Here is a 23,935-nt window from a genome sequence, read left to right on the forward strand (position 1 = left end):
CTAAGCTCCTAAAAATTCTTGTAATTGCGTGGCATCAAATGGCCAACATAAACAACGCTCGTCCTGGGCTTTAACCACAGGAATCGACACGCCATAACGCTCTGCTAAGGTTTCATCATCGCAAATATCGATGGCGGTATAACGTACCTGGGCGGCATTTAACAAGGCTGCCGCCAGTTCGCACAAGTGACAACCTTCGGTGTGATACAACACATAGCTTGCCTGCAATGCATTATTTATCTGCATGGGTAATTAACCAGGTGTTATGGATATGAGGATTACGTTTGTAATCCAGCGGCAACGTCATGTCGTCGATGTTTTGCACCTTAATCTTCATTTTGGTTAAAGTCTCAATGTCCATCTTAAACTTGCGCTTATTGTTAGAGAACACCAATTCACCGTTTGGACTTAACAGCTTGATTAGCATACCGAGTAAATTTACATGATCACGTTGCACATCGAAGGAGTCTTCCATGCGCTTGGAATTTGAGAAGGTGGGCGGATCGATAAAAATCAAATCATATTGTTCGTTACAATCGCGGATCCACTGCAAGCAGTCAGCCTGAACAAACTCATATTGTTTGCCACTGAGATTGTTAAGGGCAAAGTTCTCTTTCGCCCAAGCAAGATAAGTGTTTGACATATCGACAGTCGTGACTGACTTTGCCCCGCCTAACGCGGCATGCACCGAAGCTGAGCCCGTATAAGAGAATAAATTCAGTACTCGGCGGCCCTTGGATTTTTGCCCCACCAAACGGCGAGTTAACCGATGATCAAGGAACAGCCCAGTATCTAAATAACCCGTCAGGTTTAGCTTAAATTTAGCGCCATATTCAGTGGTGATAAGCTCTAACTTACGTTCATCCAGCTTTTGGTATTGACTAGTGCCCTTTTGACGCTCGCGGGTCTTCATAATGATTTTGTGTGGATGGACACCAATGGCCGCAGGCAAAGCCAGCAGCACATCGCTTAAACGACGTTTCGTGACGGCCTCTGGAATACTGGCTGGTGCCATGTATTCTTGTACCACAACATAATCAAGATACTTATCGACCGCGACGTTGTATTCCGGAATGTCAGCATCATAGAGGCGATAACTATCAATCCCCTCTTTTTGGGCCCACTTTTCAAATTGCTTAGCGTTTTTCTTAATACGATTAGCAAAAGCGGGGGCGATATCAGCAATATCGACGCCCTCTGGCAATACTGGCGTATCGCGGCGGGTACTTTGTGCGTAAAGCGTGTATAAGTTAAAGGCACATTCTAGCGCGCCATTAAACATCTTCATCTGTTTATCGGCTTTAAGTTTCAGTGCTGAGATAAGCTCGATATCGCTACACAGCATGGCCACTTTCCAGCCACCAAATTCTTTTTTGAATTTATCGCCTAATTGATAGTACAGCTGCAACAGCTCAGACACACTGCCTAAACGCTCGCCGTAAGGAGGGTTGGTGATGAGGTAACCTTCAGCCGCTGGCGGCTCCACATTAAGGGCATTTGCCACCTTAAACTCAATTAATTCAAGCACGCCTGCATTTTGCGCGTTGCGTTTTGCTAACGCCACTAAGCGTGAGTCGATATCAGAGCCATAGAACTTCACTTCGCAGCGCTTTACTCCTAACGATGCACGCGCTTTAGCTTCTTCGACAATTTCGTGCCAAGTGGCCTTATCGTGACGACGCCAATGTTCGAAACCAAAACGGCTGCGTTGTAAACCTGGAGCAATATCGGCGGCCATCAAAGCCGCTTCAATCAACACTGTACCACTGCCGCAGAAGGGATCGAGTAAGGTAGTCGGCGCGGCTTTCCAGCCACTGCGAAAAAGCATATTCGCCGCGAGATTTTCTTTTAAAGGCGCTTCACCCGTGGTTGAACGGTAACCACGTTGGTGCAGTGATGGGCCAGAAAAATTCATCGCAATGGTAATGACCCCATTGCGAAAATGTGCATCAACTTTAATGTCGGCATCGATACGGGCGACGTTTGGACGGGCATCACCGTCATCACGGAAACGGTCAACAATCGCATCTTTAATCTTTAGCGCACCAAACTGGGTATTGTTAATAAAACCACCCGTGCCATGGAAATCGATACTAAAGGTGTTGCGATTAGAGAAATGTGCTGACCAATCAATACAGTAGGCTGCATTATATAACTGCTCCGCCGACTCACAGGGCCCCTTATAGATCACCAGTACAATACGGCTGGCTAAACGCGTCCACAGGGTAATGCGATAGGCTAAAGCCAGAGGCGCGGTAAAATAGACACCGGCTACACTTTCTTTAATCTCGGTCGCACCAAATTCTGTCAGTTCTTGGGCTAAGCTATATTCAAAGCCCTTAGGGGCGGCAGCAAAAAAATTAAGCATGGGATAATCAATACGCAGTCAAAATCAAACCAACATTATACCTGCGAAGCCACATAAAAGATAAACAGTTATTAGCCAAAACTCGATTTAGTCAGGTAGTTAATCCACATTTAACCCATTAAAATCCGATATCACGGTCAATACTGGGTAAATTCCCCGCACTACGCTTTATATTTAAGCATTCGTCCGCTTTTTTAGAATTCCTCCTTGCAATGCCACAGCGCTGCCGTTATAGTCTGCCCCGCTTTGAAGACGGACGCGGGATGGAGCAGCATGGTAGCTCGTCGGGCTCATAACCCGAAGGTCGTTGGTTCAAATCCAGCTCCCGCAACCATTTAAAGCAAATATAAGTAATACAGATAGATATCGGACGCGGGATGGAGCAGCATGGTAGCTCGTCGGGCTCATAACCCGAAGGTCGTCGGTTCAAATCCGGCTCCCGCAACCAATTCTAAGATGACAGAATTAAAACAGTGATCAACAGCGTTACTCGGACGCGGGATGGAGCAGCATGGTAGCTCGTCGGGCTCATAACCCGAAGGTCGTCGGTTCAAATCCGGCTCCCGCAACCAATTTAGATGTATACGTTTATAAAAAGAAACAGCTCGTCGGGCTCAACTCTTTATAAACAACGGCGAAGGTCGTCGGTTCAAATCCGGCTCCCGCAACCAATTCTAAGATGACAGAATTAAAACAGTGATCAACAGTGTTAATCGGACGCGGGATGGAGCAGCATGGTAGCTCGTCGGGCTCATAACCCGAAGGTCGTTGGTTCAAATCCAGCTCCCGCAACCAATTTAACAATGATAACGATTATGCCAGCATCAGCTGGTTTTTTTGTGTCCGAAATTTATCGTACTGAGTTTCACCATGCTAGCTCGTCGGGCTCAGCCCTTTATAAACAACAGGCGAAGATCGTCGGTTCAAATCCAGCTCCCGCAACCAATTAATACAGAAATCATGACTAGGCCAGCATAAGCTGGTTTTTTTGTGTCCGAAATTTATCGTACTGAGTTTGGCTTGATTTACTCGAATCGTTTATCGAATTAGTTTAGTTACATCCTGAAATGACTGATAAAAACGGAGGCATTAACTCGTAGAAAAATTGCAGTGTTAGCTGATATTTGTACCAACTTCGTCTTAGCCACTTATTGCCGATTGCCTTTGCGGTTGCCGATCTTCACAAACCCCAGTTTAGTATTCATTTTTCGCTCTAAATGCAGCCATAGTCGTTTGCCGCCCAACACGCATTTCTGCTATGATCCGTCGCTGACTAATCATAATTCCACAAATTGGCAGATAATCAGCACTCAAGCTTTATCTTGCGATACCAATCCATCGCCTGCAGGTACAAATATGATTAACCACTTTAGTGTGCTTGGTATCAAACCTAGCGCCAAAGAAGACGACATAAAAAAAGCCTATCGTCGGCTCTCAAACAAGTATCATCCTGATAAGTTGTTAGGTGCCTCTGATGACGAAAAAGAGCAAGCGTCACAGCAACTTGAACGCGTCAAAAAAGCGTATGAAGTCTTGTCCGATCCGAAGCTTAGAAATGCGTTTATCCGAGATTTCAACAATGTGATAGTGACCGACCCCAATGGCGCAATGCGTGAATTATGGGATCAGTTCTACCCTTAATATTTTATTTTTAGCGCCGAATTAACGAGCGGTTAAATCCGCACTTTCTACGCCGAATAAATTATTTCTGCGCTTTATTTCGAGACAAGCCCATGGCCAAAAAACTGAATATCTCACGCATTAATGAGCTTAAGACCAATGCCTACGACAATATCGAGTCCTATGATGACCCGGATACCCCCAAGGCACTGGAACAATTTACCAGTCAAATCAAAAAAGTATTACAAGCCGATCCTAAAATGCTCGAGTCGGTACCCGAGTATTTGCCGGTTGCACTGTATGGCCGAGTCAAATTTCCAAGTGATGCCAAGCTCAAATGGGCCCATTGGATCAATACGGCAACGCAACCTGAGTGGGATGAGTTTAAGGTCACAATCGGCTTTAACAATGCCGATTTGCCATTAGTGCTAGCAGTGCGTGCTTACTCAGAGGATTTACTGATTGAAAGCTGCGCAGTACTGTACTTATTGGAAAACCAAGGCAAAAGTACGCCAGCCCCTAAACGCAGCGCTGATGATTTTGAAGACGAAGACAGTGATTACGCCGACTATTCCGATGACGACGATGATGACGGCGAAGAGGAAGATGGCTATTACGATCAGTACGATGATGAGGACCGCTAATGAACACCAGTCTCATTGAGATAACCGTTGCCGAGATTAAAGAGCTCGCCGATGTCGAGCCAAAACAGGCCAGTAAACGTTTCGAACTCATCGCCACCACAATGAACGATGAGCAATTAGTCGAAGTCATTGAAAAAATGGATATTGTGACACTGACGCAAATCAATAGTCACCACGATATCTCCTGCCCGTCAATTATGTCGGAGCTGATGACACCTGAGCAAATTCGCGACATCGTCTGTCAGCAACCTTTGTATTGGGAGGAAAAAATCAAAAACAATGCCGAAGAACTCATTCAGCATACCTTTGATTTTTTAACTTATTTAATTCGTATTCAAGATAGCGAAGAAAAACAAACCGCTATTTTAGAGTGCATTGCCGAAGATCCCGCCGGCCTCTTCTATCTGTCTATCCCTTTTATCGAGATGATGCTGGGCGAACGCCACGACGATGAAGACCACTTCAACGATTATTATGACGATGAAGAAGATACTGATACCGTCGGCTATGACAACCGCGTCGCCAGCGAAGAAGCCCATAGCTTAAGCCTAGATGACCCACGTAGTCTGATGGCATTAATCCATGAGCTGGCACCCGATGTAGAAAAAGCCATTAAAAACCTGCTGCGTAACGAAAGCCCTGGCTGGGAAATGATCATTAACAAATTCGTTAATGAATTAGTTATCCAAGCCAAAGAGAAAAACCAAGTCACGGATGAATACGCAGAAGTGGATGATATGTTTAGCTTTTTAGATTAAGGATCCCTAGATGCAACTGGTACTGCGTGATTTAGACCAAGGCCCATACCTGAGTAAGGTGTTGGCCAAAGGCCAAGCAGACAACACCCTTAGCGGTGAGCAGCTCGCACAAATCAAATCTAAAGCCATTTTGATGAGCCTCAAATTGGCAGATAAGTTCTACAACAAGTACAAGATGCACTTACTGGAACAAGCGGCGCACGATGTGATTGGCGTCGTTAGTCTCGGGTTAATGGAACTATCGAATAAAGATCAACAACAGGCATTGCGTTTATTGCTCACCAGCGACGGCGTGGTCAAATGCTTCCAAAAGGGCTGGAGCATGCTTAGCGTTGTGAGCAAACATAAGCTGGTCAATGGAAAATCACTCTATGGTGATGTAGATAAATTCCTACTGGAACAAGTCTCTACGCCACCAGACGCCGAAGAGTGGCTTGGATATGAGGCCTATCAGGATGCATTAGTCGAGCACCAACGTCAGCAATCGATTGCGGCGCTAATGGCACAGTTTTATGCCCAAACCAGCTACGATCCTTTGGATTTCTTAAATCTCGAGAGCGTATTGGCCGAAGCAGTGTTGTATCGGATGTTGTTTGATAATGCCAAAGTCAGACAAGATCTTAAAAAGCGCATTGCCAAAATCAGCTTGCAGGACGAATGGTTTAGCCTTGAGTATATTGAGCAGCAAACTCAAAAAGCCTTGACGGAACTCCCCGCGGAGCTGGCCGAGACTATCGGTAAAGATTTGGGGAAAAACTTTGCGCCAGCATTGCTGCGAACACTGCATTTTGCAAAAAGCTACCGTGAGCTGCTGCTCAATGACGCCTCACCTGAGCGTTTAGAAAGATTCGAGCATAAAGAAGGACTCGTCGGCCTACTCGGCTGGCCACTTTATATCGTGCTTTAATCCTTAGCGGGGCGCTAATCAATTAGCGCCCCGTTTTTTATCTGTCGTCTGAATTTGCTTACGCTTCCTTTATCGTCTCGCCACCAGCCGCAATAACAAATACAGGCATAGTTGCATCGGGGCGTAGATAGCCCCAAATCCTGATCCCTTGAGCTTCTTTACTGTAGGGAAGCCGATACTTATGCAGTTGCGCCTCAATATAATCTGTAAAATCCGTGGTCTTTTCCGGCAGCAATCTGCCGCGGTGCTCTCTTTTCAGCGGATCAATTTCAAGCCACTCAATCCTCTCGCAAATAGCGAGTAACTCGTCCCACCACACTGGCGTAAAACCAGGGTTTGGCTCAACATCTTCCAGCAGCTTATAACGCACATGGGGCACAAACTCTGGTGCCTCATGGAGTGCCTGCTCAAGCTTACGCCATTTAGTAAGGTTCATCACTGAGGTTAATTGATACTGATTGAGGTACGCCAAGGTGTCTGCATTCATTGCGATGAGTGTGCTCCCTGTGAGTAAAAATCCATAAGTGGCGTCATCTTAGCTTAAGCGAGGATGTACTTACAGCGACTTAGCTTGAATTTCAAGCACGCTATAGTCCGTTAATATAGTCAATTAAGTAAGTGAATCAAAGTAAAAAGCCTGCAACAGCAGGCTTTTGATATTTAAAGAAAGAGGCTAACGCTTAACGGTATGTCAGTGTTGTCGTATCCGTTAATTTATCATTGTCTTTAACGGTTAATTCGACAGTATGCTCTCCGCGGCGCGCCAGACGCAGTACTACAGGACCATTGGCGCGGGTACCATTATCAAACTTCCACTTATGCTGCTTAATAACCCCATCGGTGTCATAGCTAGTCGAAATAAACATATCGACCAGCCATAGATTGATGCGCTGAATTTGGGCAACGGGTGGTTTTTTCACGTTTTCAACTACTACAGTCACCATTTGCGAGCTGCTATGGCTTAAGCCGTCATTGTCCGTTACGGTTAACGTCACTAGGTAATCACCACTTTGCGCATAAGTGTGTGATACCGCCTCTCCAATACCTTGACTATTATCGCCAAAGTCCCACTGAGTAGAAACGATTTGGCCATCGCTATCAATGGCGGTTGACCTCAATTGCACACTCGCACCATTCACAACCTGAGTGAAGCTGGCTTCAGGGGCGACTTTTTCAGCTTCGAGCAAGAGTGAAATCACTACAGGATCATGGTCAGATGATCGATAAGCATCACTAGCGTACAAGTCTTGCACCTGCGCAGGGGTCTTAAACTCTTCGTTGTAATCTAACACACGTGGCTCGTCGGTATTGATATGCCACTCAGTCACATCTAGGACTTTATCCACTAACGCAGCATTCGCGAGCGCATGGTCTAACTGTCCCGATTCACCCGAGAATACATAGGAATAAGGATTAGCTTTTTCAAGTTTGGCGAACAACTCACTAAAGCCAGCGTTAGCCAATGCCATCAGCGGGTCTTCCTTGGCGTAGGAGTTTAAGTCACCAATCAGCAGTACACCTTGCTCAGGATACTGCGCGGCAATCCACTGCCCTGCCGCCGTTGCTGCACGACTACGGGTAATATTGCAGTTGCCTTGACCATCGTTCATATCTGGATCGCCAGCACACTCACTGCCTTTAGATTTCAAGTGATTAACAGCAACCACCACGCTTTCCTCACTGCCGTTTAGCGCGAAGGCTTGAGTCAACATAGGGCGATTTTTGCTGTCGTCGAACAGCGGCTGCGCGGCGTCATCTAAGGGAGAGTTAGCGCTTGATAAAATACGCGCATCCCCCTGAGGGCTCACTTTGTCACTGCGATAAATTAAACCGACGGTAATCGCATCCGTACCTATCGCACTTAAGCTGCTGCCATTGACCTTTGGAATAACATAAGCATAGCGATTTTCACCCACGGCGGCATTGAGGCCCGCCACGAGATCGGCAATCGCCGAGTTGGCGCCAAAGCCATCGTTCTCGATTTCCATCAGACCAAACACATCGGCACTGATCCCCACCATAGCGCTGACAATCTTCGCTTTTTGACGCTCAAACTCACTCAGGGTATTGGCACCACGCGCAGTGGGGAAACCACCGCCCTGTCCATCGCCATTAAAGTAGTTCAGTACGTTAAAGCTGGCGACTTTCAGGTTGCCGCCTTCAGCAAGCACTGGTGATTGTGGGCGAGGATTTTCCGCTACAAAATTAACGGGCTCAGTCGGCATAATGCGATAAAGATTAAAGCCATAGTGCATAACACCAGTAAGGCTCGTGGCTTTATCACCCACACGCACAGTGTTCGATGCGCTTAAACCTGGCGCAGGGAAAATCACCGGATCAGGGTTCTGCGCCGTTAAGCCATCGTCGAGTAAAATACTGTCTTTGAGATTGGCCGCCGTGACGGCTAAAGCATCGGCACCTGGCGCAGCGACTTGTGTCCCAATAAAGTGACGGCTGCTACCGAGTGAAATTTCACCATAGCGGCCCAAATTGTAGACTTCGTTCACGACCAGATCTTGGCTAAAGCGTACGCGCATGCCTTCAAAGGGTTCAAAGTCATCGCTTGAGTTGACGGGTAAAGTCACTACCGCGGCACTCGGTAAAGCTTGTCCTGCAACGCAAAGTTTATGATCGGCAACGGTAGTCAGTTCCGTTAAGCCTTGATATTCAGTGACTTTAGCCTTTAAGCGTACACGGTCGCCCGCCACGTAACCCGTAGGCGCATTACCGGTATAAACAAACACCCCTTCCGATGTTTGTGGATCGTTATCGGCTTCGTTGTCGGCCATTTGCACGAAGATGCCCTTTAAGCCAGCTTCTTGGTTACTCACCACTATGGCTTCTACCACTAAGGTTTGTCCGTTTAACGGACTGACATTGGTCGAACCTTGTAGGGCATGGATAGGCGTTGAGGCTTCACCACAGGCTAATGAACTCGGTGGCGGCTCAACAGGATCGGTTGGTGTGCCTGCGCTAAACTTACCCAGATCCGAGATATCGTCTTTGGCAAAACCTAACCATGTATTAAAGGTAACAGCATCATCAATAATGGTATCGGCGATTAGCTGATCGGGATTGCGGCGCAGCGTGTTGTCCTGGGTCGATAAATCACCACTGCCCCATTCACTGCCTGGATCGACACCCACTTGGCCTAAGCTATCAATCACTTGGTCTTGATAGGTCAGCACAATGGCATCATCACCATTGAAAAAACTCGCGCTGCTTTGTTGATTCGTCACCGCCAGAATATCGGCCGATGCGTCGTTATCAGCGACAACATAAGTTGCCCCTGCCGCTAAGGTGCCATTCAGGGTGATAGTCGTGCCCACATTTGTGCTGCCATTAAAATAGAAGCGCAATTGATACTGGCTTAAGTCGATGCTGTTGGCGGTTGGGTTGTACAGCTCAATGGCTTTGTTATTGCCGCTGCCTTCAACATATTCAGAAATAATTAGATTATCGGCAGCATGAGCAACGCCACAGATGCTACTGATGGCTAACGCCAACAGCGTTTTGTTATTAAACATAATGACCCCTAAAAGTATCTTTTATATTGATATTTGAGTTTATGATTGACCATTTTACGAAGCATTCAGCTTCGAAAACTGACGATACTATAGGGAATCAAGGTTACAAATTAGTTGCACTTAAGTTGCAACTTAAGATGGATATTTAGGCGACGATTTAGCGGATTGTACTAGGAAAAATAGCGAAGATGGCGAGCCTAACTCACCATCTTGTTAACATCCATTACGGTTTCCCGTTATAGCGGTTGCAGCTGCTCATCAAGCAGCGTCACCAACAACAACTCTCCCCGTTCGCTGACTCTGAACTCGCCGTATTTGGCTTGGCTGAAGTGGTCAGCTTGGCCCTCTTCAAAGAAAAAACTATTTGAGGCCAGCTTTACCCTATGATTGCGCAGGCGAAAATCTACGGTGAGTTGATCGGCGGCTTTGGGCTGGTCACGGTAAATACCGACAAAGTGCGCCACTTTTTGCGAATCGAGAGTCAACAGTAGTTGCCCCTGCGTCATCCCCTCAGGCAACGCGGCGCGTACCTCCTGTGCAATGGCATATTCCAAGGCCATATAATCCCCCTGCATAATCGAGCGAGGATCCACTGGCGCTAAGGCAAAACGCACCACTTTGCCATCTTGCAATAACTGCTCAAACTGGGCGATTCGCCAATTCACCATCGTCAGCAAGGCCACCACAGTAACAACAACCAATAATAGGACTCTTCGGTGGCTGTTCGCTAAATACAACATCGCCGTCCCCATTACACATGCTCCTCTAACTCTGCTTGTGTGTCTGAGATAGGAAAGTAACGCCACATCACTAATCTCGCGGCAAGCAGTAACAATCCTAATCCCATCAAATACAGCGACTTAAGCATCAGCGTTGTCTCTAATGAATAATAATAACCACCAGCAAAAACCAACCCTGAAACAATACCCATTCCCTTCAACCAAGACTCATTTGCATAGTGCCCCAACAAGATGAGCCACACAGCTGTCGATAAACCCTGCATGGGTAAAGACAGTGCAGTAATCAGCACTAGGCCTAAAAACGCAAACAACCCACTGGGGGCGGTGAGTGAGATTTGCAATTGGTTAAACAGACTAACGAGTAGGAAACCACAAAGAGTAAATACTACGAGTAAATGACTAACTGCCATTCCCGACTGCCAACCGGATATAAATAACGCCTTGAAGATCCTATCCATACTGAAGACATGTATTAGTTGAATGGAGAGCAAAAGTGAAGCAGCACCATAGACCAACATCCTCGCCCTCTGATAGTGATATCCTGTGCGATGGATATTTAATAGCACCACACTCAGTAACGACACCAGCAAAGTCGGTGTTAAGTTGAGTAAATGCCACTCAGCCAACAGCCCCGTCAAACAGGCTAATAAACAGAATGCAAATACCCATTGAGCAATCTTGTGTTTTATCATGCCCCAAAGCAACAGAAACAAAGCGGCCATACTCAGATACCAAGCAAGATTAAAGGTATCGCCGAGCAAATCAAACAGTCCCCAAGCAAGGGCAAGCGTACCGCTTAAACATGAGGCAAAGGCAAATTGCTGTAAAAAGTGCTGTTGGCGCCCGCCCCAATACACGGCGAGTCCTAAGCCTAAATAGATACAACCGATAAACAGAGCGGCTTCCCCTTCGAATCGCCCCCACACACTATCGAAAAGTGACGCCATAAAGCCCAATAAAAACCAGGCGGCAATCCAAGCTGCAAAGGCTTGCATCAACGCAATATACCAAGGTATTTCATGGGATTGGGGCAGTTCTGGTGCGTTCACTTCGCCCTTTGCATACAAACTATTCCAAAGCGTTTGCGCCGCTGAAGCACCAGGATCTTGAGTCGAATCAGTGAGGGGGTTATTCATGACTCAGCTCCTCTCCTACGAGGGATATTGGCGTCATTTCGGCGCTAAATTGCCGTTGTAATCGTATTAACACAGTACTCAAGCCGGTACTTGCCAAAATAATATAAAGCCCAATCAATAAAAAGCCGCCTATAGGATCGCTATTCTTAAACAGCAGTTCGGTTAATAGCGCAGCACCCACAGCAATCAAACTAAAACCGCCCAAAGCCAACGGATAAATCTGTAATAATCTGTGCCTGAACCACCAGAATCCCAATAACAAATGAATAAAGTAACCAGCCCACACACCTACAAGTAGTGGCTTAGAATCACTGGGTTCAAAAATCATCCAACAGAGCAATAAGGTAAAACAGCCCATGGCCATAAGTGAACTCGCATACTGCATAAGTGGTGCATGCCAGCGATTGCTCTGGCTTTTTCCCATAAAAACAAAAACATAATAGATAGTCAGATTAATAGCCGCAAAGACAAATAACCAAATCTGTTCATCCAAAAGGTAGGATGCGGTATCAGCAAAGAGTCCAAGGCTTAAATTAACTAACCCGAGTAATAACAACCATAAGCCATCAAAACCTGCCACCCAAGCTAAGGGGATAATGGCTAATGCCCACAACGCAAATAGCTGCCAAGGATCCGCTCCCGTTTGATAGGTCTGGCCCACCAAGGCTAAAAGTCCACCAATTAACATACTCACCACTAACAGTGCCACGTTTGCAAGCGTGGCACCAAAAAGATGATGGGCATCAACTTGCCTCAATATGCTGCGGTAATACAGCCAAACAAAGCACACAAGGCTAATCAATAGCGCGGCTTCAATCAGGGCAAATTTGCTTATTCTGTCTAGGGACTGCCAATTGTAAGCAAAAAAGAAAATAATCCCCGTCACTAGGCTTAACGCCCCCGCCCACTGAAGCAAAAGGGATAATAAGCGCTGCCAACTGAGAGAGTTGGGCGACACCAAAACGCTGCGAAACAACTCATTTGCCTGCGCCCGAGTAATATGTCCTTGCTCCAGCCACTCATAAACTTGAGAAGTAAGATTGCGCAATATGAAACTTCCTTATTTTTGATACTGACTCACACAAAATACGCATTTAACCAACTTAAGTGCAATAATTAATTGTATTAACTTGTCTCTGTTAAAGATAAGCTTAAGACTTCACGATAAACAGGATAACTTATGCGACTAGCTGTATTACTGAATTTACTATTAGGCCTAGTGTTGAATTTATTCAGTGTTGCAACTGCAGGTCCCCTTTCTCCCGCTCAGACAAAACCCGTTATTCGTGTTGGGGGCTATCAATTTGCTCCCTATGTCAATTTACAGAGCGATGGCCGTTATACAGGCTTAACGCTTGATCTCATCAACGCCCTCAACCAAATTCAGCAAGAAATCAGCTTTGAATTTGTCTCCACCAGCATAGAGCATAGATATAAAGCCTATGCAGCTGGAAGATTCGATATGATCATGTTTGAAAATCCACGCTGGGGGTGGGAAAAACTTAATACAGCATTTATCCCTCTACATATCCATGATGGCGAAGTCTTTATCGCCTTGAAGGAAAAAGTAAAAGATCCTCAGTTTTTTGCACTGTTCAAAGAGCGAACGCTAGCATTAGTTAAAGGCTACCACTATCGCTTTGCCAACTTCGAAACCGATCCTGCAGTGCTTGAAAAAAACTACAAGGTCGTTTTTGTAAACAGCAATAAAGCATCCATTGAAACCGTACTTCGAAAGCGCGCAGAAATTGCCCCAGTGACCATTTCCTACCTCAATTTTTACCTCGCTTCAAATCCGCAAGATCAACAACTCTATGTATCAAATCAATGGGATCAACATTATTATCATGGCGTGTTAATCAATCCACATTCGAAACTACACCCAGATAAACTCAACATTTGGTTACAGCAATTGCAGCAAAACGGCAAACTCACAGAGCTCGTGCGCCAATATGGATTAAAGCTCGCCAGCGAACACAATAGTGCAGGACAAATCACACACTAAGATGTATTGACAGCAATTTAGTGAGCACTATGGTGCCTAAAAGACAATATTTAATCTCGAGCCCTCGTGCGAACTCGATATTGATAAAACGGATTAGTGCAATGCTCCCAACAACGCAAATAATGATACCAACAACAGGCTCAATGCCATGATATATAAACTAAACCTCTTCTCGGGTGGACCAAGTTTGGCGATATGACAATGCCAAATAGCAAAAATACCGTAATTTAAACCGATAAATAGTAATAAACTGTAGGCATACATACGAGGAACGACACCTAGCGCGCAAGCAAATAAGCAGAGGCTCGTTGTGATGAAAAAGCTCATTTGGCAATAGAATAAACTAAGTAACACTTGCTTATTTAATTGAGCAATATTAGCTCCCTGAAGCATGGCTATAATCTGTAATCTTCCTTGCGATAGGTAATAAATACAAATCATCAAGCTCAATAACGCCGCCACCAATATAGTTAACTGCATAATATTTCCCCTCCTCTGATGCTTTTCAAGAATTGAGAATAGTGCATCTGATTGCGTTAACTGTAAGACCAGCTTAAGCCTAGTTACATTTCGTAATGGGTATGAGATGGATTTAAATCGAGTCAAAGGAATATTATTGAGAGACAAAAATAAAGGAGCCTTATTGCTCCTTTATCATTGATAATATGGCATAAATCAGTGATGACAATGCTCATCATGAACGTGATCATCGTCCATAAACTCATCATCGCCGTCTTGGTGTTGCATCACACCCCAACCATCGGTCATGCCGCCAAACTCGGCCGCAAAATCATTGAGAATGGTTTCTTGCTCAACCAAGTCATCGTAATCTGGCACCATGTTGATGCATACGATGATTTCCCACTTGCCTAGCTCATCATTCAAATTCAGCTCAACTTCACCTTCGAGATCCGAATTGGCTAATTCTTCAAGTGCAGTTTCAGCATCACGCTGATCATCAAAAACTAAAAAGAAATCAACATCGAGGGCTTTAGTAAGGTCAATTCCGGCTTCAGCCATTGCGGCCAGCATTTTGCCATTATCGTCGTCTGGAAATTGCATATCCTACTCCACAGTATCAGGCTTATTCAGCCGCAATGATTTGAACCGATTCACCGTTAAAACTGACAATATCACCCGCAACGACTTTTTTACGTTTGCGGGTTTCTACTTCGCCATTGACGGTAACCAAACCTTCATCAATAACATGCTTCGCTTCGCCACCGGCATTCGACATACCTTGTACCTTTAATACTTTGTACAATTCAATAAAATCTTCGCCGGGATGCAAAACTAACTGATTAATTTGCGTCACTTAAATACGCCTCAAAAAATAAACCTGCGGCATTATAGCAGCATGTCCATTGCGATGCAGATAATTTAACTTATCTTTGCCTTTCATCGGCGAGCAGGCCATAGGCGCATTCATCTAGCCACTCATCGCCTATCTTAAAATGCTGCCTAAATACGCCTTCGAGTTGAAAACCACATTTTTCCATCACTCGTGCCGAACCTATATTGTCTTTGGCGCAGTATCCGACGAATTTATGTATTGATAAGCTCAAACAGGCCCAATCGATGACAGCTTGCAAACTCTCAGTGGCATAGCCTTTGCCTTGTCCCGCGTGCGCCAGCAAATAACCGACCTCAGTACGTTGTTCCTCCACACTTTGGCAATGAAGACCGGTTAAACCGATAAACTCGCAGGTATCAAGGGTTTCAATCACCAGCGTAAGCCAATCGCCAGAGGTATAGTCCCAGGTGACTGAGCGCTGCTCAAACTTTTGCCGGATCACTTCGGGAGCTTCAGGAATACGCACGTAGCGATTGATGTCAGGATCTTGGTGTAATGCCAAAAAGTGTGGCCAATCCTGCTCTTGTAAACTGCGAAGTCTTAATCTGTCGGTATAGAGTTCAAGCATAGCGGCTCCCCAATGGATGGACGAACTAAAAAAATGGCAGCTAAACGCTGCCATTGCCTCGGCAAGAAGACGATTAACCGCGGCTGGTGACTTCGAGTAAGTGGTAACCAAACTGGGTTTTAACTGGACCTTGAACCACGTTTAATGGCGCACTAAATACCACTTCATCAAACTCACGCACCATCATGCCTGGGCCGAATGAACCTAATTCACCACCTTGAGCGCCCGATGGGCATGAAGAATGAGCGCGCGCGATTTGCGCAAAATCAGCACCGTCGAGGATCTGTTGTTTAAGTGCTTGGCACTGCTCTTCACTGCTGACTAACAAATGTCTTGCTGTAGCCTGAACCATGATAAAACTCCCTGAATAATGCTGAGACATTTGCCCCAAATATCATATGGTTCCCGTTTTTATGACTGAAAACGAGATGTGAATGTTGAGTATAAAAACATTATGTTTAATTAAAAAGCTTTAAACCGCATCGTTATCAATTTTGTTATCGATAACGGCGCTACATAATCGACTCCGTGTTAAGCCTTAGTCGCCGCTATCCAGCGATCAATTTTCTGTTCCATCACCGCCATAGGTAGTGAGCCAGAAGTCAGAATCTGATCATGGAAAGCCTTAAGATCAAACTTATCACCTAGGGCTTTTTCAGCACGCTCACGTAGGGCAAGAATTTTTAGTTGACCCACTTTATAAGACAATGCTTGGCCAGGAATTGCCATATAACGTTCAACCTCGGCAATAATATCCGACTCGGCCATGGGCGAATTGTCCTTCATGTATTGAATCGCTTGTTCGCGACTCCAGCCTTTGGCATGTAATCCCGTATCCACCACCAAACGCATCGCACGCAGCATTTCGTCTGAAAGCTTACCAAAGTACTGATAAGGGTCGCTAAAGAGCCCCATTTCGATGCCTAAGTATTCAGCATACAGCGCCCAGCCCTCTTCAAACGCAGTATAACCGCTGAAGCGTTGAAACTCAGGTACACCCGTTAACTCTTGCTTAATGGCGATTTGGAAATGGTGACCAGGCGCCGCTTCATGCAGTGACAGTGTCGTCATGCCCCATTTCGGCTGAGCTTTCAAGTTGTAGGTGTTGATATAAAACACCCCTGGACGGCTCCCATCGACAGCTGGTGATTCATAGGATGCGCCCGCAGCCGATTGCTCTCTAAAGCTTTCAACCGGTTTAACCACATAGTCGGCCTTTGGCATTACATTAAAATACTGTGGCAATACTTGGTTAATCTTATCTTTCAACACCATATAACCATCGATTAAGCCTTGGCGATCGCCATAGAAGTATTGTGGCTCAGACGATAAAGAGGCAAAAAAGGCTTTTAAGTCACCTTTAAAACCCACTTGCTCACGGACTTTGTCCATCTCAGAAAGGATTCGTGCGACCTCATTCAGACCAATTTGGTGAATTTCATCCACTGGCATGGTTGTGGTGGTATGAGAATTGGCTAAATGCTGATACCAAGCTTTACCATTTGGTAGACCAGACCAACCATCCGTTGCACGGGATTTAGGCAAATAAGTCTGCTTAAAGTAATCGCGCAGTCCCGTTAATGCAGGCACTAAACGCTCATTAATCATCGCTTGATAACTTGCTGTTAGCTCCGCTTTATCTTGATCCGAAAACCCTTCTGGGAAGTGATTAATCGGTGAATAGAAAATACTTTGGCTGGCATCGGTCGTCAGCATAGCATCTAACTGTGGAATAATACGCTCTACCAGCACTCGAGGAAGTACAACCTTACTTGCAATCCCCTCATCCATACGCTGTTGAGCAAGCTGGATCCACTGAATAAAACCATTCACACGCTGTTCCCAATTGCGGTAATCTTGAACGGTATTAAAAGGCTGAGCACTTTCACCACTTCCTAGCTGCACCATAGTTATAACAGTACTGTAAAACTGGCTGATAGGCATAAAGCGTGACGGATAGGTTTCATCGACTAACGCTATTTCACGATCATAAACAAACAACGAATAACTTAATTGCAAATCCGCTGGTAATTGCTCAACATCAATAGCCTTAACTTGTGCTAGATAGCGGGTATTTAGATCGTGTCGAGCCTTAAGATACTCTTCAGTTAAATCACCACCAAACTGCGCATTGTAGTCGTTAACACCCACAAAAGTGGCGTAAATAGGCTCGAGCTTCAAGTAGTCTTTAAAATAGGCATCGACGAGTGCAACATAACGCGACTCAGCCGTTTGGGTTTCTGCTTCAGTCGCTGGGGCCTGCGTTGCCCCTTCCTGTGTAACAACTGTTGATTCAGGCTTTGAGCATCCCTGTAGGGTTAGCACTAAGGCTATCATTCCCGCAACTACATTTAATTTCATTTTTTATATTTCTCCTTTTACGTCCGAGATAGCCAGACTCTTCCTATACTTACTGAAAAGTCTACTTACGGGATTATTCTATGATCTACTCATTTCGTAACTCAGGTTTTAGAGATCCAGAAACAGGGGTTTACAACCAAACTTATTTCATGGAAGTCTTTAACCGAGAATGGCATAGGCATATACGAGAACAGCAAAGCTTGGCGCTATTGTATCTGTGCCCTCACATTCATGAAACCGTTAAACAACCGCATTTACTCGAATTTTTTACTAAACAAGTACAAGAAGCACTGCTAAGAGCAACAGATTTAATTGCTAGATTAGACCACAATCATTTTGCCTTAGGATTATTCAATATTGATGAAGCTGGTACCGAAGTTGTTCTTAATCGCATAGCAGATCATATTCAAGAATTTAATCAAGAGTTTGGCAAAACTCATAAGCTAAAAATTGACTACAAACTCGCAGCTTGCCTTTGCTTACCGACTCAAGAACAAAAAATTGAATCTATATTCAATAATGTTTCCAAACTTTCACAAGAGCTTGAACGTAAACAACAGCAATCCCAGGCATTAGTAAAGCTTCAATAAACAAAAAGCCCCTTTCGGGGCTTTTTAGATCTACCTAGCAAATTAGATGAATTACAGTTCGACGTTATGCATACGAGCTTTCTCTTTGATGTAAGAGATATAGCTGTTTGCACTCTTCTCTGTCTTCTTATCTTTCGCAGCTAATACAGCACGATTATAAGCAGACTTATACTGTTTCAAACTAAGATGAGCTAAAGCCAGCTCGAAGTTTGCTTCACCGGGATGTTCAATACCTAAAGAGATTGCTTTTTCAAGCACTGGAATCGCTTCATTATATTTCTCACCCAAGCTCAGTAAACGACCTTGCTTCAGATATAGCTTACCATCATTGCTGATTGCAGCAGCTTTACCATAAAAGTCAGCGGCTTCTTTAAACTCTTTCGCATTTTGGTAAAAACCAGCCAAAATCTCATAAGATTTAGCATCTTGTGTGATTAAGCCCGACTTCATATGCTTCTCAAAAACTTTCGCTGCTTGGTATGGCGCACCCTTCTGAGCCATCAGCTGAGCTAAACGAGTAATGTTAGCTCCAGTTTCTAAGAAACCATTACGATATGCCAAGTCATAAGTCGCTAGCGCTTTATCATAGTCTTCGACCATTAGATAAAATTGTGCGAGCTGAACCCATAATCTGCCGTCATCCGGAAATAACGGTACCATGACTTCTAACACACCAACGGCTTTCTTATATTGCTTCTGGTTAAAGTAAGACGTTAACTTCATCTGATACAGACCTTTATCAGGTGACTCAGCAAGTGAAAGGCCTTTATCAGCCACTTCAATTACTTTATCCCACTGCTTAAGTTCTGTATGTGCAATACCAATGCGACGGTACATCTGAGAATCAGTCTTACAGGTGAAATCCATCCATTTGTAATAGTATGGAATTGCTTCCTTAAACTTTTTCTCTTGTAACAACAAATCGGCGTAAAGGCGCAATGTTGCAGCGTGATCGGTACCACCTAAAATATCAGCTTCAACAGCTTGTTTTAGGTACTTGATCGCGGTATCCATCTTGCCTTTTTCGGCATAGAAGTTACCGAGCATACGCGCAACATAGGCTTTATCGAAATCATTCTTTGGGTTTGCTTCTAACAGAATGGCAATCGCTTCATCAACTTGACCATTCGTATAAGCTTCAAAGGACTTCTGCACCTTTTTCGCAGCACTCTCACCTACCGCTTTAGATTGGCGTTTATCAACTTCACACTTTTCAGCTGCAATAGCAGAAGAAACTGATAACGCACCACCACAAAGGGAAAGTAATAACGCAACTGCGATTTTATTAGCATTACGCATTATTAATTGCCTCCTTTGTCTAAAGTGAAGTCAAGTTGTACTGTCATACCAGGTTGTTTAAGTGGCTTACCATCAACAATCTTTGGTTTGTACTTCCACTTTTTCAGTGCTCGTATTGCTTCTTTATCAAATAAACGTTTAGGTTCTGCTTGAATAACTTCAACGTCATCAACACCCCCTAACTCATTAATTGTAAAGCGTAATTGCACCCAACCTTCTTTACCATCACGAGCGGCTGCGATTGGATATTGTGGCTCAATACGAACGATAGGTGTTGCATCGCCGTCACGAGTCATCATATTACCCAGTTTAAAACCACCTGCACTATGACCACCGGTTTCGACAGCTCCCATATTGAACGACATAGACGTATCAATATTTGATGAAGTATCTGGTGGCGCAGTTTGAGGTTTCTCAGGCTGTGCTGGTGGTGGTGGCGGTTTAGGCACTACCCTTGGCTTATTCTGTGCTTTTGCATCCTGTCTATCCATGGTGATTTCAATTACAGGGGTCTCGGCCGATGTTTCAGCGCGCTGCGCCCCACCACCGACCAAGAACGCCATAAAAGCGAACAGACCAAAAGTCACAGCAGCACCAATAATGATTGATACTAGTGCTCTTAGCATATTAATCGTTCCCCGCAGATACCGAAATCTTATCTATACCAGCCGCTTTGACTTGGTCTAGAACTTTAACAACTAAGCCGTGCATTGCGTCTTTATCAGCCTGAATAAGCACTGCTGCTTCAGGCGCTTCAGCTAACATACGCTCAACGTTTGCTGTTACACGTTCGATATCAACCTGACGGTTTTCCATCATGATAACGCCAGTTTTGCTGACGCCAATGAAGATGTTAGCCGAAGGCTTTGAAGTCGCTTGTGATGCTTTTGGTTTGTTATAATCCAAACCAGATGGCTTCACGAATGACGTTGTTACAATGAAGAAGATCAGCATGATGAACACGATGTCGAGCATCGGTGTCATATCAATTTGCGCTTCCTCGTCTATACTGGAATGCTTTTTACGTGCCATGTTCAATCTCTCTCTAGTGGTGCGGCATGCTGTCTTTTAGCTTTTCTAAGCTGATTTTCATTTTGGCATCAAGGCGAGTACTGAAGAATACTCCCGATAATGCGGCAACCATTCCCGCCATAGTGGGCATTGTTGCCATTGAAATACCAGCCGCCATTAAACGAGCATTACTCGTCCCCTGAACTGCCATCACATCGAACACTGAAATCATACCGGTAACAGTACCTAATAAACCTATCATAGGACAAATCGCTACTAAGGTTTTAATGATCAGCATACGTGCATTCAAATCTTGCTTCGCTTGGGACAGCCAAGCTTCACGGATACGGTGTGCATACCAAGAGGTAGTTTCCTCTCTAGCATCCCATGCAGCTATGATTGCTTTATGTTGCTTTGGTGATATCCAATTAAGATACCAGTAACGTTCAAGCATCAATACCCACATTAAGAACAGCACAAACGCAACTAACCAGAGGACGTCGCCTCCGGAGGCCATGAAGCCCCTGACGGAATCCCATATGTCCATCAGGTGAATCATCATTAGTCAGCCCTCTTCTCAGCATGTGCTGCGATGATACCCGCACTTTGCTCTTCTAAAACTTGTACAATAGCTTTGCTGCGTGCAACGACAATAGCATGCATTAACATTAGAGGCAGAGCCGCAACCAGACCTTGAACCGTCGTTACCAGCGCCATTGAAATACCGCCGGCCATCAGTTTTGGATCGCCAGTACCAAATAATTGGATACTTTGGAATGTTGCAATCATACCGGTTACTGTACCCAATAGACCCATCATAGGAGCGATAGCAGCCAGTACTTTAATGATTGAAATACGAGATTCTAGTGCAGGCGTTTCTTTCAGAATCGCTTCATCAAGTTTCAACTCTAATGTTTCAACATCAACGTCTTTGTTTTCTTGATACACTTTCAGGATACGGCCAAGAGCGTTGTTACCTGGTTTATCAACATTCTTACGTTGGCTGTTCACACGGGCGCCGATGATAGTCATGGTCACCAAACGTTCAATAGAGATCAACAGACCTAACGCTAACAAAATCATAATGATATAGCCGATTGTACCACCAGATTCAATACGGTCTTCCATACTTGCTTTGTTAGTGAAGATGTTTAACAGAACACCACGAGCAGGGTCGATGTAGAATGGTGCAGAACCAGAAGCGGTTTGTTCCCATTTACCAACAGCACTGACTTGGTAACCTTCTGGCTGTTGTGATAACTCTTGAATTAGCCCCAATTCAGGATTGTAAACAACATATTTGCCATCAGCCGTTAGGTTATAAGCACCGATACGGTGGATAGTGGTATTTTTTACACTACCATCAATCGCTGTCACAGAACCTTCGAATTTAACAACCTTACCAGCTTGTACCATTTCGAATAACTGTTCTTGCCAGAATTGCTCTAACTCTTCAATTTTTGGTAACTGCTTACGTGCACCTAAATCAGCAACAAATTTGTCACGATTAGGATATTGAGCACTGACGTTTGAACTCGCTAATTTACCAGCGAAATCACCCGCTTCACCTTTAACCACACCGAACATCTCACCCAAGTCACCTTGAGCAGTTTTCAGATCTTCTTCTAACTGGGCGATTTTGCGCTCATTATCTAAGAAGGCTTGGTTTAAATCTTTACCGCGTTGTTTTTCAGCCGCCAAAGCGTCTTTTTCACGCTTCAACAACGCCGCTTTATCGCCACGCTCAGCTTGGAACTCTTGCTCACGCTTGCTGTTAACTTTGCCTTCAGCAGCGCGATCAACTTTAACTTGCTGCAATAATTGGTCGATGGTCTTAGGTGCATCAGCAGCGCTAGCCATACCAGCAGTTAAAGAAAAACTTGCAGCTAATACAGCTGTAGTAATTAACTTCTTCATTATTGTGCAGTCTCCGCAGCAGGAATTGGTAATGCGAATAGATCTAGAGCGCCTTGTTTACGGGCAATGCGGATACCTTTAGTCAGTTCACGCAGATAGCTGTCATCTAACTTATCCCAACCCTTAGTTTCTGGGTTGTACATCCAGCCAGTCTTTTGATCTAAGCTTTGTGCATACAGAGCAACACGACCCAAGTTAAAGAAGTCTACTAATACTTCTTTACCATCTAAGGTCAATTTACCTTGGTTAACTGCAACAGCACTACCATACTCACGCTCGATGCTGTACGCATCCAGGATCAAACGGTATTTTTCAGCTAAAGTCACTTCTGCTGTGTTTAAAAGTGTTTTTAACTCTTTAACACGGTTAGCACGGACTTCAGAGTTGAATGGCAAGTCTAATTGAACGAATTGTTCTAAAGACTCAACCATTTTAAACATTAAAGGCACAACGCCCTGACGTAGTTTATCTACGCCATTAATGTCATTTTGAACTGCGTCCATTGTTTTTTGTTGATCAGCAACCAAGCTGGCAACGTAATCGTTATAGGACTTCAGTGACTCACGCTCATCAGCAACTGAACCATACTCAAAAAGCATGTCTTGTGCTTGATCGAAATACTTATCAACGTTCTTTTGCGACGCAGCAGCATCAGCATGGATCATACTATCCGCTTTCTGCACGTCGGTAAGAGGATCTGCAACTACTAAGTTGCTGCTCGCTAATGCCAGCACGCCAACAAGTGCAGTAGCGATTTTTGTTCTATTGCTTACCTTGGACATAGTTCCCAACCAATTTGAAGTGAATAAAAAAGTTAACTTACCAGCAACATCACTTTAAGCAAGACTTACTTTAGTAAATGCTTACCGTAAGCTCATCTTTCTCTTGTGATTCTTAGTTTTTTCTTCCCTTTCCTATGCCCTTACAGGCATAGACCCGCTGGCATCATTTCACAAAATGTTGACCTGTGTCAACATTCAGAACATGTAAAAACGAGTGTAAAGAAGTCTTAGTTATGAATTTTTTTACAGAAGATGTTTTTTTGAGCAAACACAAAAATTTGGTTGATTAAGAGAGCCGTAAATTCGTCATTAACATCTGTTAATGCAATAAGATGCGCTAGAAGCCGC

The 23,935-nt window shown here is 44.6% G+C and carries 26 protein-coding genes and 4 tRNA genes; 11 read left to right on the forward strand and 19 right to left on the reverse strand.

Going from position 1 to position 23,935, the window contains the following annotated elements; all coding sequences use genetic code 11:
* Positions 1-246, reverse strand: a complete 246-nt coding sequence (locus tag JM642_RS12370) for a glutaredoxin family protein (RefSeq protein WP_203431887.1) — start codon at positions 244-246, stop codon at positions 1-3.
* The gene (gene rlmKL, locus JM642_RS12375) at positions 233-2,368 is read right to left on the reverse strand and encodes a bifunctional 23S rRNA (guanine(2069)-N(7))-methyltransferase RlmK/23S rRNA (guanine(2445)-N(2))-methyltransferase RlmL (protein ID WP_203431888.1); all 2,136 of its coding nucleotides are present in this window, start codon (positions 2,366-2,368) and stop codon (positions 233-235) included. Before rlmKL ends, JM642_RS12370 begins: the two co-directional genes overlap by 14 nt.
* Before the next feature lie 257 nt (positions 2,369-2,625).
* Between rlmKL and JM642_RS12380 the strand changes: the two genes are divergently transcribed.
* From JM642_RS12380 to JM642_RS12415, 9 genes are all read left to right on the forward strand, one after another.
* A tRNA-Met gene (locus JM642_RS12380) sits at positions 2,626-2,702 on the forward strand.
* A 37-nt stretch (positions 2,703-2,739) separates the two neighbouring features.
* Positions 2,740-2,816, forward strand: a tRNA-Met gene (locus tag JM642_RS12385).
* A 47-nt stretch (positions 2,817-2,863) separates the two neighbouring features.
* A tRNA-Met gene (locus JM642_RS12390) sits at positions 2,864-2,940 on the forward strand.
* Positions 2,941-3,086: 146 nt separating this feature from the next.
* Positions 3,087-3,163, forward strand: a tRNA-Met gene (locus tag JM642_RS12395).
* A 20-nt stretch (positions 3,164-3,183) separates the two neighbouring features.
* Complete coding sequence (locus JM642_RS20480; protein WP_275403227.1) at positions 3,184-3,318, forward strand: hypothetical protein; 135 nt, start codon at positions 3,184-3,186, stop codon at positions 3,316-3,318.
* Positions 3,319-3,724: 406 nt separating this feature from the next.
* A complete protein-coding gene (locus JM642_RS12400) occupies positions 3,725-4,009 on the forward strand; it encodes a J domain-containing protein (RefSeq protein ID WP_037417359.1) in 285 nt (94 codons plus the stop codon).
* A 92-nt stretch (positions 4,010-4,101) separates the two neighbouring features.
* Positions 4,102-4,632: a hypothetical protein gene (locus tag JM642_RS12405; protein WP_144345858.1), complete on the forward strand. Its 531-nt coding sequence runs from the start codon at positions 4,102-4,104 to the stop codon at positions 4,630-4,632.
* On the forward strand, positions 4,632-5,390 hold the full coding sequence (locus tag JM642_RS12410) for a hypothetical protein (RefSeq protein ID WP_203431889.1): 759 nt from the start codon (positions 4,632-4,634) through the stop codon (positions 5,388-5,390). Before JM642_RS12405 ends, JM642_RS12410 begins: the two co-directional genes overlap by 1 nt.
* 10 nt (positions 5,391-5,400) lie before the next feature.
* Positions 5,401-6,297, forward strand: coding sequence for a hypothetical protein (locus JM642_RS12415; RefSeq protein WP_203431890.1), 897 nt, complete (start codon positions 5,401-5,403; stop codon positions 6,295-6,297).
* Positions 6,298-6,355: 58 nt separating this feature from the next.
* Here JM642_RS12415 and JM642_RS12420 read toward each other — a convergent pair whose 3' ends face one another.
* From JM642_RS12420 to JM642_RS12440, 5 genes are all read right to left on the reverse strand, one after another.
* Positions 6,356-6,784, reverse strand: a complete 429-nt coding sequence (locus JM642_RS12420) for a DUF6678 family protein (RefSeq protein WP_203431891.1) — start codon at positions 6,782-6,784, stop codon at positions 6,356-6,358.
* Between the two features lie 193 nt (positions 6,785-6,977).
* A complete protein-coding gene (locus JM642_RS12425) occupies positions 6,978-9,824 on the reverse strand; it encodes an ExeM/NucH family extracellular endonuclease (protein ID WP_172590673.1) in 2,847 nt (948 codons plus the stop codon).
* Positions 9,825-10,060: 236 nt separating this feature from the next.
* Positions 10,061-10,576 (reverse strand): GDYXXLXY domain-containing protein, encoded by a 516-nt coding sequence (locus JM642_RS12430; protein WP_037417311.1) that lies wholly within the window; start codon positions 10,574-10,576, stop codon positions 10,061-10,063.
* Entirely contained in the window at positions 10,576-11,700 is a 1,125-nt protein-coding gene (locus JM642_RS12435) for a DUF4401 domain-containing protein (protein ID WP_203431892.1), read from the reverse strand. The genes JM642_RS12430 and JM642_RS12435 overlap by 1 nt, the downstream gene beginning before the upstream one ends.
* A complete protein-coding gene (locus tag JM642_RS12440) occupies positions 11,693-12,748 on the reverse strand; it encodes a DUF2157 domain-containing protein (protein WP_037428115.1) in 1,056 nt (351 codons plus the stop codon). The genes JM642_RS12435 and JM642_RS12440 overlap by 8 nt, the downstream gene beginning before the upstream one ends.
* Positions 12,749-12,880: 132 nt before the next feature.
* Between JM642_RS12440 and JM642_RS12445 the strand changes: the two genes are divergently transcribed.
* A complete protein-coding gene (locus JM642_RS12445; RefSeq protein WP_203431893.1) occupies positions 12,881-13,705 on the forward strand; it encodes a transporter substrate-binding domain-containing protein in 825 nt (274 codons plus the stop codon).
* Positions 13,706-13,798: 93 nt separating this feature from the next.
* Here JM642_RS12445 and JM642_RS12450 read toward each other — a convergent pair whose 3' ends face one another.
* From JM642_RS12450 to JM642_RS12475, 6 genes are all read right to left on the reverse strand, one after another.
* Entirely contained in the window at positions 13,799-14,185 is a 387-nt protein-coding gene (locus JM642_RS12450) for a hypothetical protein (RefSeq protein ID WP_203431894.1), read from the reverse strand.
* Positions 14,186-14,380: 195 nt separating this feature from the next.
* A complete protein-coding gene (locus JM642_RS12455) occupies positions 14,381-14,767 on the reverse strand; it encodes a ribonuclease E inhibitor RraB (RefSeq protein ID WP_037417296.1) in 387 nt (128 codons plus the stop codon).
* A gap of 22 nt (positions 14,768-14,789) precedes the next feature.
* Complete coding sequence (locus JM642_RS12460; protein WP_037417290.1) at positions 14,790-15,020, reverse strand: RNA-binding S4 domain-containing protein; 231 nt, start codon at positions 15,018-15,020, stop codon at positions 14,790-14,792.
* Positions 15,021-15,090: 70 nt separating this feature from the next.
* Complete coding sequence (locus JM642_RS12465; RefSeq protein WP_203431895.1) at positions 15,091-15,627, reverse strand: GNAT family protein; 537 nt, start codon at positions 15,625-15,627, stop codon at positions 15,091-15,093.
* Between the two features lie 73 nt (positions 15,628-15,700).
* Positions 15,701-15,979, reverse strand: coding sequence for a peptidylprolyl isomerase (locus JM642_RS12470; protein WP_011623210.1), 279 nt, complete (start codon positions 15,977-15,979; stop codon positions 15,701-15,703).
* Positions 15,980-16,158: 179 nt separating this feature from the next.
* The gene (locus tag JM642_RS12475) at positions 16,159-17,988 is read right to left on the reverse strand and encodes a DUF885 domain-containing protein (protein WP_172590669.1); all 1,830 of its coding nucleotides are present in this window, start codon (positions 17,986-17,988) and stop codon (positions 16,159-16,161) included.
* 80 nt (positions 17,989-18,068) lie between these two features.
* Between JM642_RS12475 and JM642_RS12480 the strand changes: the two genes are divergently transcribed.
* Positions 18,069-18,578, forward strand: coding sequence for a diguanylate cyclase (locus JM642_RS12480; RefSeq protein ID WP_037428125.1), 510 nt, complete (start codon positions 18,069-18,071; stop codon positions 18,576-18,578).
* 51 nt (positions 18,579-18,629) lie between these two features.
* Here the strand turns inward: JM642_RS12480 and JM642_RS12485 are convergent, their stop codons facing one another.
* The 6 genes from JM642_RS12485 to JM642_RS12510 are packed head-to-tail and all read right to left on the reverse strand — an operon-like array spanning position 18,630 to position 23,587.
* A complete protein-coding gene (locus tag JM642_RS12485) occupies positions 18,630-19,877 on the reverse strand; it encodes a tetratricopeptide repeat protein (protein ID WP_037417278.1) in 1,248 nt (415 codons plus the stop codon).
* A gap of 2 nt (positions 19,878-19,879) precedes the next feature.
* Positions 19,880-20,503, reverse strand: coding sequence for an energy transducer TonB (locus JM642_RS12490; protein ID WP_055646751.1), 624 nt, complete (start codon positions 20,501-20,503; stop codon positions 19,880-19,882).
* A gap of 1 nt (position 20,504) precedes the next feature.
* Positions 20,505-20,909 (reverse strand): biopolymer transporter ExbD, encoded by a 405-nt coding sequence (locus JM642_RS12495; protein WP_006081158.1) that lies wholly within the window; start codon positions 20,907-20,909, stop codon positions 20,505-20,507.
* A gap of 13 nt (positions 20,910-20,922) precedes the next feature.
* Entirely contained in the window at positions 20,923-21,450 is a 528-nt protein-coding gene (locus JM642_RS12500; RefSeq protein ID WP_081990911.1) for a MotA/TolQ/ExbB proton channel family protein, read from the reverse strand.
* Positions 21,450-22,805 carry a MotA/TolQ/ExbB proton channel family protein gene (locus JM642_RS12505; protein WP_037417269.1) on the reverse strand — a complete coding sequence of 452 codons (1,356 nt, stop codon included), beginning with the start codon at positions 22,803-22,805 and terminating at the stop codon, positions 21,450-21,452. The genes JM642_RS12500 and JM642_RS12505 overlap by 1 nt, the downstream gene beginning before the upstream one ends.
* Positions 22,805-23,587 (reverse strand): DUF3450 domain-containing protein, encoded by a 783-nt coding sequence (locus JM642_RS12510; RefSeq protein WP_037417266.1) that lies wholly within the window; start codon positions 23,585-23,587, stop codon positions 22,805-22,807. Before JM642_RS12510 ends, JM642_RS12505 begins: the two co-directional genes overlap by 1 nt.
* Between the last annotated feature and the right edge of the window lie 348 nt (positions 23,588-23,935).

It is taken from the genome of Shewanella sp. LZH-2 (assembly GCF_016859145.1).
Taxonomy (GTDB): Bacteria; Pseudomonadota; Gammaproteobacteria; order Enterobacterales; family Shewanellaceae; genus Shewanella; species Shewanella xiamenensis.